The 15,018-nt window shown below is 71.7% G+C and carries 11 protein-coding genes, 2 rRNA genes and 1 pseudogene; 6 read left to right on the top strand and 8 right to left on the bottom strand.

Annotated features, from left to right (window positions below):
* Window positions 1–16: 16 nt before the first annotated feature.
* Together ACQP04_RS03300 and ACQP04_RS03295 are read right to left on the bottom strand one after the other, a co-directional pair.
* Window positions 17–841 (bottom strand): alpha/beta hydrolase, encoded by an 825-nt coding sequence (locus tag ACQP04_RS03300; protein WP_433505603.1) that lies wholly within the window; start codon window positions 839–841, stop codon window positions 17–19.
* Window positions 841–3,012: a carboxypeptidase regulatory-like domain-containing protein gene (locus ACQP04_RS03295; protein WP_433505602.1), complete on the bottom strand. Its 2,172-nt coding sequence runs from the start codon at window positions 3,010–3,012 to the stop codon at window positions 841–843. Before ACQP04_RS03295 ends, ACQP04_RS03300 begins: the two co-directional genes overlap by 1 nt.
* 268 nt (window positions 3,013–3,280) lie before the next feature.
* On the opposite strand from ACQP04_RS03295, the gene malQ reads away from it, so the two are divergent.
* Both malQ and ACQP04_RS03285 read left to right on the top strand, forming a co-directional pair.
* Entirely contained in the window at window positions 3,281–5,227 is a 1,947-nt protein-coding gene (gene malQ / locus ACQP04_RS03290; RefSeq protein ID WP_433508287.1) for a 4-alpha-glucanotransferase, read from the top strand.
* A 15-nt stretch (window positions 5,228–5,242) separates the two neighbouring features.
* Window positions 5,243–6,031, top strand: a complete 789-nt coding sequence (locus ACQP04_RS03285) for a 2-keto-4-pentenoate hydratase (protein WP_433505601.1) — start codon at window positions 5,243–5,245, stop codon at window positions 6,029–6,031.
* Window positions 6,032–6,126: 95 nt separating this feature from the next.
* Here ACQP04_RS03285 and ACQP04_RS03280 read toward each other — a convergent pair whose 3' ends face one another.
* Window positions 6,127–6,780, bottom strand: coding sequence for an RraA family protein (locus ACQP04_RS03280; RefSeq protein ID WP_433505600.1), 654 nt, complete (start codon window positions 6,778–6,780; stop codon window positions 6,127–6,129).
* 82 nt (window positions 6,781–6,862) lie between these two features.
* Here ACQP04_RS03280 and ACQP04_RS03275 point away from each other — a divergent pair, with 82 nt between their 5' ends.
* Together ACQP04_RS03275 and ACQP04_RS03270 are read left to right on the top strand one after the other, a co-directional pair.
* The gene (locus tag ACQP04_RS03275) at window positions 6,863–7,294 is read left to right on the top strand and encodes an SRPBCC domain-containing protein (protein ID WP_433505599.1); all 432 of its coding nucleotides are present in this window, start codon (window positions 6,863–6,865) and stop codon (window positions 7,292–7,294) included.
* A complete protein-coding gene (locus tag ACQP04_RS03270) occupies window positions 7,291–7,599 on the top strand; it encodes an ArsR/SmtB family transcription factor (protein WP_433505598.1) in 309 nt (102 codons plus the stop codon). Before ACQP04_RS03275 ends, ACQP04_RS03270 begins: the two co-directional genes overlap by 4 nt.
* 1 nt (window position 7,600) lies before the next feature.
* Here ACQP04_RS03270 and ACQP04_RS03265 read toward each other — a convergent pair whose 3' ends face one another.
* From ACQP04_RS03265 to ACQP04_RS03255, 3 genes and pseudogenes are all read right to left on the bottom strand, one after another.
* Window positions 7,601–7,798, bottom strand: a complete 198-nt coding sequence (locus ACQP04_RS03265; RefSeq protein WP_433505597.1) for a hypothetical protein — start codon at window positions 7,796–7,798, stop codon at window positions 7,601–7,603.
* 38 nt (window positions 7,799–7,836) lie between these two features.
* Window positions 7,837–8,712, bottom strand: a complete 876-nt coding sequence (locus tag ACQP04_RS03260) for a diacylglycerol/lipid kinase family protein (protein ID WP_433505596.1) — start codon at window positions 8,710–8,712, stop codon at window positions 7,837–7,839.
* A gap of 10 nt (window positions 8,713–8,722) precedes the next feature.
* Window positions 8,723–9,629 (bottom strand): annotated as a pseudogene (locus ACQP04_RS03255) (DMT family transporter).
* 59 nt (window positions 9,630–9,688) lie between these two features.
* On the opposite strand from ACQP04_RS03255, the gene ACQP04_RS03250 reads away from it, so the two are divergent.
* Window positions 9,689–10,066 carry an RNA-binding S4 domain-containing protein gene (locus tag ACQP04_RS03250; protein WP_433505595.1) on the top strand — a complete coding sequence of 126 codons (378 nt, stop codon included), beginning with the start codon at window positions 9,689–9,691 and terminating at the stop codon, window positions 10,064–10,066.
* Between the two features lie 199 nt (window positions 10,067–10,265).
* Entirely contained in the window at window positions 10,266–11,363 is a 1,098-nt protein-coding gene (locus ACQP04_RS03245) for a quinone-dependent dihydroorotate dehydrogenase (RefSeq protein WP_433505594.1), read from the top strand.
* Between the two features lie 132 nt (window positions 11,364–11,495).
* Here the strand turns inward: ACQP04_RS03245 and rrf are convergent.
* Both rrf and ACQP04_RS03235 read right to left on the bottom strand, forming a co-directional pair.
* Window positions 11,496–11,612, bottom strand: a 5S ribosomal RNA gene (rrf, locus tag ACQP04_RS03240).
* 134 nt (window positions 11,613–11,746) lie between these two features.
* Window positions 11,747–14,877: ribosomal RNA gene (locus tag ACQP04_RS03235) — 23S ribosomal RNA — on the bottom strand.
* Between the last annotated feature and the right edge of the window lie 141 nt (window positions 14,878–15,018).

Genomic DNA, 15,018 nt, shown 5'->3' with positions numbered 1-15,018 from the left:
CCGTCGTCGGTGACCCTCAGCGGTGCGCGGCGAGCCAGGCGCGGAGGTCGGCGATCGGGCGGTCCCGCTCCGGCTCGTTGTAGATCTCGTGCCAGAGTCCCTCGTAGAACTCCACCGTGAGGTCCTCGGAACCGAGGACGGCGGCCAGCGCGCGGGAGGTCTCGACGGTCGTGATCCGGTCGTCGACGCCGTGCTGCAGCAGCACCGGGAGCCTGATCTCCGCCGCGGTGGCGAGCACCTCGTCCATGGCGTCGAACATCGCGGAGCCGAGCCGCAGCGTCGGGTGACCGTGGTGGACGAGCGGATCGGCCCGGTACCCCGCGACCACGGCGGGGTCCTTGCTGAGGTCCGCGACGTCGATGCCCGCCGGCCGCAGCGTCGGCGCGACCCGGGCGAGCGCGGTCAGCACCGGGACGAGCCGGCCGGGGACGGCCTGCTTCGACAGGGCCGGGGCGGAGAGGACCAGGCCGGCGAGCGCCTCCTGGTGCGCGGCGGCGTAGCGCAGCGCGATCAGCCCGCCCATGCTGTGCCCCAACAGGACCAGCGGCCGCCCGGGGTGCCGGGCGGCGGCGTGCCGGCGGACCAGGTCGAGATCGGGGACCCAGTTGGCGGGACCACCGTCGACCCGCCGGCCCTCGGACAACCCGTGGCCGGCGTGGTCGGGGGCGTACACCGCCCAGCCGTCCGCGGCGAGGGCCGCGGCGAGCGCGGCGTAGCGGCCGGAGTGCTCCCCCAGGCCGTGGCTGACCAGCACGATCCCGGTCACTTCGGCCGTAGGGAGCCAGGCCCGCCAGAACAGCTCGCCGAGGGCGCCCGGCAGGCGCCCCTCCGCGACCGGCATCAGTGGTCGGCGGCGCCGGTCGACCGTGCGACCGGCCCGGCCAGCACGACGTCCTGCGCCGCGTCGGCCTCCTCGCCCACCCGGACCGGGAGGGCCCGCGGCTCGCGCCCCTCGGCGACGACCGCGATCGTGTACTCGCCGGCGGCCAGCTCGCCGAAGCGGTAGCCGCCGTCGGCCGCGCTGATCGTGGTGGCGACCAGCTCGCCGTCCTGCAGCAGGGAGACCGCGACCTCGGCGACGCCGGAGCCCCCGGCGTCGCGGACCGCGCCGGCGACCGTCGACGAGCGCACGAGCTGCACCTCGACCTCCGCCACCGCGTACTCGGTCGCGGGGACGGTCAGCGCGACGACCCCGGGCTGGTGCCCGTCCGCCGCCGCGACCAGCACGTACCCGCCCGGGCGGGGTGCGGTGACCTCGCCGCGGCCCTCGACGTCCGCCTTCGCCGAGGCGGTCTCGCGGCCGCGCGGGTCGAGGAGCGTGACGGCGGCGTCGGCGACCGCGAACCGGTCCCGCTGCACCACCGAGAACCGCACGGGCACGGCCTGCCCGGGCGGGAGCGGCTCCTCCTCGTGCGCGACCGCGAGGTCGACGACGGGGGCGGCGCCGGGGCGCGGGTTGGGGTCGGCGAACCCGAGCGTGCGCAGCAGGGCCAGGTCGACGGCGGCGTGCTCGGCCGCGCGGGCCTCGTCGGGGGCGATGTCGGCGGGCTGCGGGGCGGGCTCGGGGGCGCTCGTCGTCGGGCTCACGGGGCTCAGCGTGACGGGCGCGGGCGCGGCCTCCGCAGCCGGGGTGTCGATCACGACGTCGGGGCTGGTGGGCGGCGCGGGGGTGGGCGTCGGGGCCGTCGCGGAGGCGTCGACGACCGGCTCCTCCAGCTCCTCGGCGACCAGCTCGTCCGACACCTCGACGGCCGGCTCCTGCAACACCTCAGCGGTCGGCGTCTCGGCCGCCTCGGCGATCGGCTCCGACGACACCTCGGCAGCCGGCTCCTCCGCCTTCTCGGCGACCGGCTCCGTCGACGCCTCGACGGCCGGCTGCCCCGGAACCTCGGTGAGCTCGTCGACCGCGGTCACGGGCTCCCCGGCCTCTGCCGCCGGCTCCTCCGGCGTGACGACCAGGTCCTCCGCCTCTGCGGACTCCTCGCCATGCACCGCGGCCGCCTGCTCGACCGGCTCGTCGGGCGCGACGTCCAGGTCCTCCGCCTCGACGGGCTCCTCGGAAGGCACCTCGGCCGGCTCCTCGGCCAGTTCCTCGGCCTGCGCCTCGACCGACTCCTCCGCCGACTCCTCATCGCGCGCGTCGGCTCGATCCTCCGCCGAGTCCTCGACCGGCTCCTCCGCCGGCTCCGCGACCTCCACCTGGCGCTCCTCGGCCTGCTCGGCCGGGTCCTCCTCGACCTCCTCGAGCACCTGCTCCGCCACCACCGGCTCGGCGAGCGACGCGGCCGCGGCACCGCCCGCCATCGCGGCCATCGGCGGCACTGCACGCAGCCGGCGGACCTCGCGGCCGTCGTCCGCCCCACCCCGCACCACGGCGAGGACAGGGCGCTGACCGGCGCCGTCCCGCGGCGCGGGCACGGCCGCGTCGTCCGACAACGGCTCGGGTCCCTGCTGGCGGCGCGACGCCTCGGCCCGCGCCACCGCCTCGGCGACGGCCGGGCTGACGATCCCCCGCGCCATGGGGCGGTCGTCGCGGCTGGGGGTGGGCGGCGCGACCGAGGTGACCCGGGCGACCAGCGCCGGGTCCACCGAGGAGCGGCGCTGCGGGCGGGTGCGCGGGGGTGCCTCGACCGGCACGCCGTCGACGAAGCCGCGGGTCCACGGAGGACCGACGGGGCCGGCGTCGACCTCCTCGGCCACGACCCGGCGTTCGGCGGGAGGCTCCTCGGGCCGCTCGTCCGCGGGCGCCTCGGCCGGCGCGGCGGGCGCGTCCTCGGCCGTGGTCGGGTCCTCGGCCGGAGCGGCGGGCTCGGCGGGCTCGGGGTCGGCGGGCGCGCCGACGGACCGGTCGCGGACCAGGTCGCCCACGGTCCGCCCGGCGGGGCGGGGTTCGGGCCGGGGACCGGCGGCGGCGGTCGCCCCGCCCCGGTCCCCGCGGCGCATCGCCACCAGGACGATCCCGGCGGCCAGCAGCACGAGCAGGACCATGACGACCAGGGCCCACGTGCTCATTCGGCTCTCCTCGCGCGATCTCGTCGAGGCCCGACCGGTGCCCTCGCCGCGGCGCGCGAGACGTGCGGGCCCGCCCGGACTCGTCGGAGGACCGTAGCACCGGGAGACCCCTTCACCCTGTTCGGCGACCGGTTCGCGGCGTGTCGCCCGGGCGGGTATCGGCCCAGCTCAGCGCGATTCAGTCGGCGCGGGTGACCGGCCCCGGCGCGTCCGGGGGATCCGAGCGGGCGGAGGCGGCCCCGATCCGGGACGATTCCCCCTCGTGGCGATCGATCCGGACCTCTCGGAACTGGCCGCGGCGCACGGCGTCGCGACGGGCTACAACGACGGCGACCGCAGGCCGGTCACCGTCGACGAGGAGGTGGTCGTCGAGGTCCTCGGTCTGCTCGAGGTCGACGCGACCACCCCCGCCGCACGGGCCGCGGCGCTCACCGAGGCCCGCGAGAAGGCCGCGCGCGGCCTGCTCCCCGGCACGATCGGCCTGCGCGCCGACCATCCCCGGCCGCTGCCCGTGCCCGGCGTGCTCGTCGGCGAGGACGGCAGCCGCCGCGAGGTCGAGGGCGAGCTGGCCGGCCCGGAGCCCGGCTGGTACCGGCTGGAGACGGCGGAGCAGCAGGTCACGGTCGTCGTCTCGCCTCCGGCACTGCCGCCGACCCCGCGCTCCTGGGGCTGGATGCTGCAGCTCTACGCGCTGCACTCGGCGGGCAGCTGGGGGATCGGCGACCTCGGCGACCTCCGGAGCTTCACCGCGCACGCCGGCGAGCAGGGCGCGTCGGCGATCCTGCTCAACCCCCTGCACGCGATCACCCCGCTCTCGCCGGTGCAGCCCTCGCCGTACACGCCGTCGAGCCGGCGGTTCGCGACCCCGCTCGCGCTGCGGATCACCGACCTGGCCGAGTACGCCGCGGCCGACCCGGCCACCCGCGCCGAGGTCGACGCCCTGCGCCCGGAGACCGTCGGCGACCGCCTCGCGCACGACCGGGTGTGGGCAGCGAAGCGGTCGGCGCTGGAGCTGCTGTGGCGCTCGGCCGGGCGCCCCGACCCCGTCGAGCCCGGTCCCGATCTCGTCGACTTCGCGACCTACTGCGCACTCGCCGAGCGCTACGGCGGCCGCTTCACCCTGTGGCCCGAGGAGCTGCGCCATCCCGGCTCCGAGGCCGTCGGACGCGCCCGGCGCGAGCTCGCCCCGCGGGTCGCGTTCCACGGCTGGGTGCAGCAGCGGCTCGCCGACCAGCTGGCCGCCGCGCGCACCGCGGCCCGCGAGGCGGGCATGCCCCTCGGCGTCATCCACGACCTCGCCGTGGGGTGCGACCCGGAGGGCGCCGACGCCTGGGCGCTGCAGGACGTCCTGGCCCTCGACGTGACCGTCGGCGCCCCACCGGACGCGTTCAACCAGCGCGGACAGGCCTGGGGCCTGCCGCCGTGGCGCCCCGACCGGCTGGCCGGGACGGGGTACGCCGCCTACCGCGACATGCTCCGCGCGCTGCTCACGCACGCCGACGGGCTGCGGATCGACCACGTCGCCGGGCTGTTCCGGCTGTGGTGGGTGCCGCCGGGCCGCACGCCCGACCGCGGCACCTACGTGCACTACGACGCCGAGGCGATGCTCGCCGTCCTCACGCTCGAGGCCTCCCGGGCGGGCGCGGCCGTGGTCGGCGAGGACCTCGGCACCGTGGAACCCGAGGTCACCGAGGCCCTGCACAGCCGCAACATGCTCGGGTCGACCGTGCTCTGGTTCGCCCGCGACCCCGAGCGCGAGGACGCGCTGATGCCGCCCGGCGAGTGGCCGGAGGAGGCGGTCGCGACCATCTCCACCCACGACCTGCCGACGGCGTCGGGCTTCCTGACCGGCGAGCACGTCCGGGCCCGGGCCGACCTCGGCCTGCTCGACGACGTCGAGGCCGAGGAGCGCAAGGCCGCCGCCGAGCGCGAGGAGCTGGTCGGCCTGCTGGTGTCGGAGGGGGTGCTCGACTCGGCCGACGCCCCCCAGGACCGGATCGTCGTCGCGATGCACGCGCTGCTGGCCCGCAGCCGCAGCCGGCTCGTGCTCGCCTCGCCGTACGACGTCGTCGGCGAGACGCGTCAGCCCAACCTGCCCGGGACCGTCGACGAGTACCCGAACTGGCGGCTGCCGCTGCCCGTGTCGCTCGAGGAGCTGGTGGCGGACCCGCGGGTGAAGGAGGTCGTCGCGGCATTGCGTTCCGGGGGCCGGTGAGGCGACGATCACAGCATGCCCCTCAGTGCCGAGGCCCTGACGACCGCCGACCACGCCGCCGACCTGCTCTGGGCGGCGTGGACGGCCGGTGACGTGATCGACGACCTCCCCGAGGACCTGCGCCCCTACGACCATGCGGCCGGCTGGGCGATCCAGCAGCGGATCGGCGAGCGGGCGGGCCCGGGCTACGGCTGGAAGATCGCGGCGACGTCGGCGCCGAGCCAGGCCGTGATCGGCATCGGCACCCCGCTGCCGGGCCGGCTGTTCGACCGCTTCCGCTTCGAGCCCGGCGACACGCTGCCCTTCGGCGGCCTGCACATGCGGGTGGTCGAGGCGGAGTTCGCGTTCCGGATGGCGTCGGACGTGCCGGCCGGCGCGTCCCGCGAGGACGTGCTCGCGGCGGTGGCGGCACTGCACCTGGCGATCGAGGTACCGGACTCGCGACTGCGGGACTACCCGCGGGCCGGCAGCTCGCAGCTGCTCGCCGACGTCGCCTGCGCCGGGCAGTTCGTGCTCGGCCCGGAGATCCCCGACTGGCAGGGGATCGAGTTGTCCACAGCGGGGACAGCCTTGTGGATCAACGGCGAGAAGGCGGCCGCGGGCACCGGCGCCGAGGTGATGGGCGACCCGCGCACCGCGCTGGTGTGGCTCGCCGAGGAGCTCGCGCACCTCGGGACGGGCCTCCGGGCGGGCGAGATCGTGACGACCGGCTCCACCACCCCGGTCCCGCCGATCTCCGCGGGCGACGCCGTCCGCGCCGACTTCGGCCCCCACGGCTCGGTGGAGATCACCTTCTCCTCCTGACCCCCGAACTCGCGACTCGCGCTGCAGAAGGTCCCGACTCGCGGACCTCCTCCCGCGAGTCGGGAGATCCGGCACCGCGAGTCGGGAGCTTCGGGTCAGACCGTGAAGCCCAGGGCGCTGGGCTGCTGCTTCGCCAGGGCGGCGAGGTGCTCGTCGACCGTGGTCATGCCGTGCAGGTCCCGGCCCGCCGCCATGCCCTCGACGAGCGCCTTCTCCGCCCGCTCGATCTCCTCGGCGGTGTCGATCGCGGCGGCGAAGCGCTCCCGCGGGCCGACGACGATGCCGTCGTCGTCCCCGACGACGAGGTCGCCCGGGGAGACGCGCACCCGCCCGAGGAGCACCTCCCGCCCGAAGGTGCCCGGGTCCCGGGTCGTGCCGGACATCGGGTTGGTGCCGCGCGCGTGCACCGGCAGCCCGATGCGGCGCAGCCCGCGGACGTCTCGGCAATAGCCGTCGATCACGATCGCGGCGAGGCCCCGCCGGCGCGCCTCGGTCGCGAACAGCTCTCCCGACACCGCCTTGCGCAGCGAGTTGGTGGCCACGACCAGCACCGAGCCGGGCTCGGCCTCGCGCAGGGCGACGAGCACCGGCAGGTGGTCGTCGTACGCGAGCAGCGTGAAGGCGGGCCCGGCGAACGAGACGTCCGGGATCATCGCGCGGATCGCCGGATCGACGACGGCGAGCCCCTTGTCGGCGTCGCACAGCGGCGAGACCTGCACCGCGCGGAGGCGCTCCATCAGCGTGTCCATGCCCCCATCGTGCATCCGCAAGCCTTGACTTGCACCTCCGGATGGTGCAAGTCTGAGCTTGCACATCAACCGAGGAGGACACATGGACACCATCACCCGCGAGATCACCGTCAGCGCCGCCCGGGCCCGCGTCTGGGACGTCATCACGCAGGCGCAGCACCTCGGCCGCTGGTTCGGCGACGCCGGGGCCGAGATCGACCTGCGGCCCGGCGGCCGGCTCACGCTCAGCTTCGAGGGTCACGGGACGAGCGTCGCGCGCGTCGAGCGCGTCGAGGAGCCGGCGGTGTTCAGCTTCCGGTGGGCGCGCAGCCGGGAGACCGAACCCGCACCGGGCGACGAGACCCTCGTCGAGTTCACCCTCACCGAGACCGCGGACGGGACCCTCGTCCGGGTCAGGGAGAGCGGCTTCGCGAGTCTGACCGGCGACGCCGCGGCCTACCACCGCGGGAACACCGAGGGCTGGGCGGTGAAGACCGCGGAGCTGCAGCGCTACCTGGAGACCGTGCCGGCATGAGTGGTCAGGCCCTGTCGGCCCTCGCCGACCCCACCCGCCGCGAGCTGCTCGAGCGGCTCGCGCGCGGGGAGGCCAGCGCGACCGTGCTGGCGCGGGACCTGCCGATCAGCCGCCAGGCCGTGGTCCAGCACCTCGGGGTGCTCGACGCGGCCGGGCTGGTCCGCTCCACGCGGCACGGCCGGGAGGTCCGCTGGTCCCCCCGGCCGGACGGGCTGATCGCGGCCGCGGCCTGGCTGACCGGCCTGGCAGAGGAGTGGGACCGCAGGCTCTCGGCGATCAAGGCGATCGCGGAGGAGCGCCAGTAGGTCAGCCCTCGTCGAGGTCGGGGTCGTCGAGCGGGCGGGGCGGGAGCTCCGTCCGCTCGATGCGGTTCTCGACGCCCTCGCGCGGCTCGGTCTCCGCCCACTCCTCGCGGTGCCCGCCGTGGTTGCCCAGCCGGCCCCGGACCTCCGCGGCCTCCTGCTCGTCGACGCGGGCGCTGTGCTTGCTGCTGCCACGTTCCATGTGCCGGGCGTACCTCCCCGGCGGGCGGGCAAACGGGGTCAGCGGACCGTCGCGAGCGCCGCCGCGACGATGTCGACCCGCACCCGGGCGCCGGCGTCGAGGTCGAGGACCTCGCCGTCGACCTGCAGCGGCATCGGGTCGACGGTCCGGAACGCGTACTCCCGCACGCTCGGCTGCGGACCCAGGCCCCGCACGGCGGCCTTGACCGCGGTGGCCAGCACCCGCAGCTTCGAGGTGTGCGGCAGCAGCACGACCTCGAACACGCCGTCGTCCGGCCTGCTGTCCTCGCTGAGGGTGGCGTACTTCGCCATCTCGGCGATGTTGGCGAACACGAGGCTGTCGAAGTCCTGCCGCCGACCGTCGTCGACCTCGATGGTGAACGGGCGGAATCGGGAGAAGGCCCGGACGGTCGTCAGGATCTCCTTGAGCGACCCCTTACCGCCGCGCTCGAGCTCCAGCGCGACGACCGGCGTGATGCCGAGGCCGATGTAGGAGTGGGCGTGGCGCGGCTCCTCGTCGTCGACGCTCAGCCGCAGCAGGTCGAGCTGCTCCGTCCGGCCCTCGGCGATCGCGTCGAGCAGGGGGCGCCGGCCCACGACGCGGCGGTGGTCGTTCGCGTTGCCGGCCGCCAGGACCGCCGCGACGGCCCGCGACTCGCCGGCCTTCATCAGGCCGTCGACGACCTCGTTGTAGCCGCCGTCGCCGCTCACCGAGACGACGAGCGGCGCACCCGATCCGGCCTCCTCGCGGGCGATCTCCCGCGCGTGCCCGGCGTACTCGGTGGGGCGCAGCTCGACGGGCAGGTCGGCGGCCCGTTCCGCGAGCCCGGACTTGAGCTCCTCGGCGCGCTCCTGCGCGTCCCCGGTGCTGTTCGGGTTGAAGACGATGACGACCCGGTCGTAGGCGCGCGCCACGCCGCGCACCCTATCCGGTCCGGGTCAGGACGACCGGTTCTGCACCGCGTTCACGTAGCCCGAGGGCGGTGATCGCCGCCACGACGACGAGCAGCCCGATCCACTGCGTTGGGGCTGGGCGAGACGCCGAGGAAGGCGATGCCGAGGACAGTTGCCGTCGCGGGGAAGGCGAGCTCGGCGAGCGTGGCCCGCGCGGCCGGGGTGTCGCGCAGCCCGACGTAGTAGAGGACCAGGGCGAGCAGGCCCGGGATCAGCGCGAGCAGGGCCAGCGGACCCAGCTGACCGGGCGAGACGGCGAGCGGCGCGCCCTGCACCGCGACGATGACCGCCGACGCCGGCAGCCCGACGAGAAACCGCAGCACCGTGACGTCGCGGGGCGCGGTGCGCACTCCCACCATCCGGCCGAGCACGGTGCCGAAGCCCCACAGCACCGCGGCCCCGATGGCGAGCCCCGCCGCCCCGAGCTCGCGGACCTGCACCGCGAGCGGATCGGGGAAGGCCACCAGCCAGGCCCCGACCAACGCCGGGACCGCGAACAGCCAGTACCCGGCGCGGACCCGCTCCCCGAGCAGGGCCGCCGCCGCGACGACCGCCACGAGCGGCTGCAGCTTCTGGAGCACGAGCGGGGTCAGCGCGTCGCCGGTGGCGAACGCCGCCGTGAACAGTGCGGTGGCCAGGGCCGACGACCCCGCCCCGATCACGAGGATTGCCGTCCGGTCGCGGGTCGGGGCGGCCCGGAAGGCCCGCACCGCCGCGGGGACCAGCGGCAGCAGCACGACGACGGCGATCAGGTGCTCCCAGAACACCACCGTCGCGGCCGGGAGCGCGCCCGCGAGCGGGGCCCGGAGCAGGCCGTCCGTGCCCCACAGCGCCGCCGCGACGGCCACGAGCCACGTCCGGTCCCGCACGTGCGTCATGCACGGGGCAACCTCGTGCGCGGTGGATCTATGCCGCGCGGTGCTGTCACGATGGAGGGATGGAGTCCACCCGCCTCGACCGCTGGCTCTGGTCGGTCCGGCTGGCCAAGACCCGGTCCGACGCCGCGGCCGCCTGCCGGGGCGGGCACGTGCGCGTCAACGACCGCCCCGCAAAGCCCGCCACCGCGGTGCACCCCGGAGACGAGGTCCGCGCGCGGGTGTACGAACAGACGCGGATCGTCGAGGTCACCAAGGTGATCCAGAAGCGGGTCGGGGCGCCCGAGGCGCAGGCCTGCTACCTCGATCGCACGCCGCCCCCGCCGCCGAAGGAAGCCCGCCCGGTCTTCGCCGTCCGCGACCGCGGGACCGGCCGCCCCACCAAGCGGGAGCGGCGGATGCTCGACCAGCTCGGCGCCCTCCGCCCGCCCCGTCCCTAGGCCGTGTCCCTCGATCCGGCGCCGCCGGGCCCGGTCGTCCACGTCGTTCCCGGCAAGGCAGCCGGGCTGCCCTCATACCGGGCGTATTCGGGTGGCCCGGCAACGCCGGCGGGGACGGCGTGGGCGCCGGGACCGGTGGTGGCGGGTTGGGAGACACGGCCTGGGCGCCCGCCCGCGGCCGGTGGGCGATGATGGGGACATGTACGACCTGCTGTTCCGGCACGTCCTGCGGCGCATCCCCGCCGAGCCGATCCACGGCGTCGCATTCGGTGCGATCCGGGGCGTGGCCGGGTCCCCGGTCGTCGGCCCGCGCCTCGGCTCGCTGCTGACCGAGTCGGACCCGGTCCTGCGGACGCGGGTGTTCGGCGTCGACTTCCCGAACCCGCTCGGCCTGGCTGCCGGCTTCGACAAGGACGCCCGCGGCCCGGTCGCCCTGGGTCGGCTCGGCTTCGGGTTCGTCGAGCTCGGCACGATCACCGCGCGCCCGCAGCCGGGCAACCCCAAGCCCCGGCTCTTCCGCCTCCCCGAGGACAAGGCGCTCGTGAACCGCATGGGGTTCAACAACTCCGGGGCCGACGCCGTCGCCGCCCGGCTGATCGCCCTCCCGACCGAGGGCCGCCCGGTCCTCGGACTCAACATCGGCAAGAGCAAGGTCGCGACGCCCGAGGAGGCGATCGACGACTACCGGCACAGCGCGCGCGTCCTCGGGCCGCACGCCGACTACGTCGTGGTCAACGTCAGCTCCCCCAACACACCGGGCCTGCGCGACATGCAGCAGGTCGCGGTCCTCGAGCCGCTGCTGGGCGCCGTGCGGGAGGAACTCGACTCCGCGGTGTCCGGCCGCAGGATGCCGCTCCTCGTCAAGATCACCACCGACCTGGCCGACGACGACGTGGACGCCGTCGCCGACATGGCCGTCCGGCTGGATCTCCACGGCGTGGTCGCCACCAACACCACCGTGTCCCGGGAGGGCCTGCACACCCCGGCCGCCGAGGTCGAGGCGATCGGGGCCGGCGGGGTGTCGGGCCTGCCGCTCGCAACCGTCGCGCACACCGTGGTCGGGAAACTGCGGGCGCGGCTCGGCCCGGACCGCACCATCATCTCCGTGGGCGGGATCTTCACCGGGGAGGACGCCTACCGCCGCATCACCGCGGGCGCCTCCCTGGTGCAGGCCTACACGGGCTTCATCTACGGCGGTGGCACCTGGCCCCGCCGGGTCAACCGCGACCTCGCCGCCCTGCTGCACCGAAACGGATTCACGAGTGTCGTGGACGCAGTAGGAACCGACACGGCCTGATCGCTGTCCTCTGGTCGGTGAACGGCGCTCTCGTTCATTCCTGGTGAGCGAGAGCGCCGTTCACCCGAACCGACCCCGAGAACGCGGGAAAGGCCCCGGAACCGCAGTTCCGAGGCCTTTCCCAAGGTTTGATGTCGGCGGCGACCTACTCTCCCACACCCTGGCGAGTGCAGTACCATCGGCGCTGGAGGGCTTAGCTTCCGGGTTCGGGATGGGACCGGGCGTTCCCCCTCCGCAATGACCACCGACAACACTATTCACCTATCCCACCCCACCCCCCGTTCTACCGGGGGAATGGACCGGGTCGAACACCAACCACCGACCCGAAACCGGGCCGGACTGGTCGTGTGCTCAGGGTCACACAGTGGATGCGAACAACATGTTGTGGCAAGCCCTCGGCCTATTAGTACCAGTCAACTCCACCCCTCACAGGGCTTCCATCTCTGGCCTATCAACCCAGTCGTCTACTGGGAGCCTTACCCACGCAAAGGTGGTGGGAGACCTCATCTTGGAACGAGCTTCCCGCTTAGATGCCTTCAGCGGTTATCCCTTCCGAACATAGCCAACCAGCCATGCACCTGGCGGTACAACTGGCACACCAGAGGTTCGTCCGTCCCGGTCCTCTCGTACTAGGGACAGCCTTCCGCAAGTCTCCTACGCGCGCGGCGGATAGGGACCGAACTGTCTCACGACGTTCTAAACCCAGCTCGCGTACCGCTTTAATGGGCGAACAGCCCAACCCTTGGGACCTACTCCAGCCCCAGGATGCGACGAGCCGACATCGAGGTGCCAAACCATGCCGTCGATATGGACTCTTGGGCAAGATCAGCCTGTTATCCCCGGGGTACCTTTTATCCGTTGAGCGACACCCCTTCCACCAGGAGGTGCCGGATCACTAGTCCCGACTTTCGTCCCTGCTCGACCCGTCAGTCTCACAGTCAAGCTCCCTTGTGCACTTACACTCAACACCTGATTGCCAACCAGGCTGAGGGAACCTTTGGGCGCCTCCGTTACCCTTTAGGAGGCAACCGCCCCAGTTAAACTACCCACCAGGCACTGTCCCTGAACCAGATCATGGCCCGAGGTTCAGACACCCAATTCGACCAGAGTGGTATTTCAACAACGACTCCACAACCACTAGCGTGACCGCTTCACAGTCTCCCACCTATCCTACACAAGCCGAACCGAGCACCAATACCAAGCTGTAGTAAAGGTCCCGGGGTCTTTCCGTCCTGCCGCGCGTAACGAGCATCTTTACTCGTAGTGCAATTTCGCCGAGTCTCTGGTCGAGACAGCGCCCAAGTCGTTACGCCATTCGTGCAGGTCGGAACTTACCCGACAAGGAATTTCGCTACCTTAGGATGGTTATAGTTACCACCGCCGTTTACTGGCGCTTAAATTCTCCGCTTCGCCGACGAATCGGCTAACAGGTCCTCTTAACGTTCCAGCACCGGGCAGGCGTCAGTCCGTATACATCGTCTTGCGACTTCGCACGGACCTGTGTTTTTAGTAAACAGTCGCTTGGGCCTGGTCTCTGCGACCGGCCACCCCTAGCCCGCAACGGGGCTTCAAGGCAACCGGCCCTCCTTCTCCCGAAGTTACGGAGGTATTTTGCCGAGTTCCTTAACCAGAGTTCACTCGATCGCCTCGGTATTCTCTACCTGACCACCTGTGTCGGTTTAGGGTACGGGCCGCAACAGCACTCACTAGAGGCTTTTCTCGACAGCATGGGATCACCCTACTTCGCCTCAATCGGCTACGCATCACCTCTCACCCCCGCCATTCAAGGCAGACCCCCGGATTTACCTGGGAGTCGGGCTACAGGCTTACACCACGACAACCACCGCGTGGCGAGGCTACCCTCCTGCGTCACCCCATCGCTTGCCTACTACCGAATCGGATCCCACGCTCCCCCACTCCCCCTCGTCCCGAAGGACTCAGAGGCGGGTTCGGATGGTTAGCATCAACAGCCTCGGCATGGACGCACTATCACGAGCACGGGAATATCAACCCGTTATCCATCGACTACGCCTGTCGGCCTCGCCTTAGGTCCCGGCTCACCCTGGGCGGAACAACCTGGCCCAGGAACCCTTGGTCATCCGGCGGCAGAGATTCTCACTCTGCATTCGCTACTCATGCCTGCATTCTCACTCGCACACCCTCCACCACTCGATCACTCGGCGGCTTCACCGGATGCACGACGCTCCCCTACCCAACCCAACCACTACACCAACGCCCCAAAAAGGCCCCGGCGGATGAATGTCGGATTGCCACGGCTTCGGCGGTGCGCTTGAGCCCCGCTACATTGTCGGCGCAGGACCACTTGACCAGTGAGCTATTACGCACTCTTTCAAGGGTGGCTGCTTCTAAGCCAACCTCCTGGTTGTCTCGGCGATCCCACATCCTTTCCCACTTAGCGCACGCTTAGGGGCCTTAGCCGGTGATCTGGGCTGTTTCCCTCTCGACTACGAAGCTTATCCCCCGCAGTCTCACTGCCGCGCTAACAGTACCGGCATTCGGAGTTTGGCTGACTTCAGTAAGCTTGTCGGCCCCCTAGGCCATCCAGTGCTCTACCTCCGGTACCCACCACGCGACGCTGCACCTAAATGCATTTCGGGGAGAACCAGCTATCACGGAGTTTGATTGGCCTTTCACCCCTACCCACAGCTCATCCCCCAGGTTTTCAACCCTGGTGGGTTCGGGCCTCCACGACGTCTTACCGACGCTTCACCCTGGCCATGGGTAGATCACTCCGCTTCGGGTCTACACCCCGCGACTCAACGCCCTCTTCAGACTCGCTTTCGCTACGGCTACCCCACACGGGTTAACCTCGCCACGAAGCATAACTCGCAGGCTCATTCTTCAAAAGGCACGCCATCACCGATAAAGGCTCTGACGGCTTGTAGGCACACGGTTTCAGGTACTATTTCACTCCCCTCCCGGGGTACTTTTCACCTTTCCCTCACGGTACTCGTCCGCTATCGGTCACCAGGAAGTATTTAGGCTTAACGGGTGGTCCCGCCAAATTCACAGCAAATTCCACGAGCTCGCTGCTACTCGGGTATGCGGTCCATCATGCGCTGCGCGTTTTCGCGTACGGGGCTCTCACCCACTACGGCGACCCTTTCCAGAAGTCTTCCACTAACACACAACCACACAATCCGAGGTCCGGCAGAACCCCGACGACCACAACCCACGACACCGCATCCGCAACCCCTGCCGGGTATCACACGAACACGGTTTAGCCTCCTCCGCTTTCGCTCGCCACTACTCACGGAATCACGGTTGTTTTCTCTTCCTGTGGGTACTGAGATGTTTCACTTCCCCACGTTCCCCCTTACACCCTATGAATTCAGATGTAAGTAACGCCCCATGACGGGCGCTGGGTTTCCCCATTCGGACACCCTCGGATCACAGCTCGGTTGACAACTCCCCGAGGACTATCGCGGCCTCCCACGTCCTTCATCGGCTCCTGATGCCCAGGCATCCACCATGTGCCCTTACACACTTGACCACAACAAGATGCTCGCATCCACTATGCAACACTCAACACACAACCACACCCCGACCCCCGTCACACCACCACCCACACAACGGCGGGCGTTAGATGAACCAGACCGGACGCGGCCACCAAGAACACACCCACAGGTGTCTC

Source organism: Pseudonocardia halophobica, from assembly GCF_050948485.1.
Classification (GTDB): Bacteria; Actinomycetota; Actinomycetes; order Mycobacteriales; family Pseudonocardiaceae; genus Pseudonocardia; species Pseudonocardia halophobica.
The sequence above is the reverse complement of the archived record's forward strand: the minus strand, read 5'-3'. Positions and strand labels throughout refer to the sequence as shown.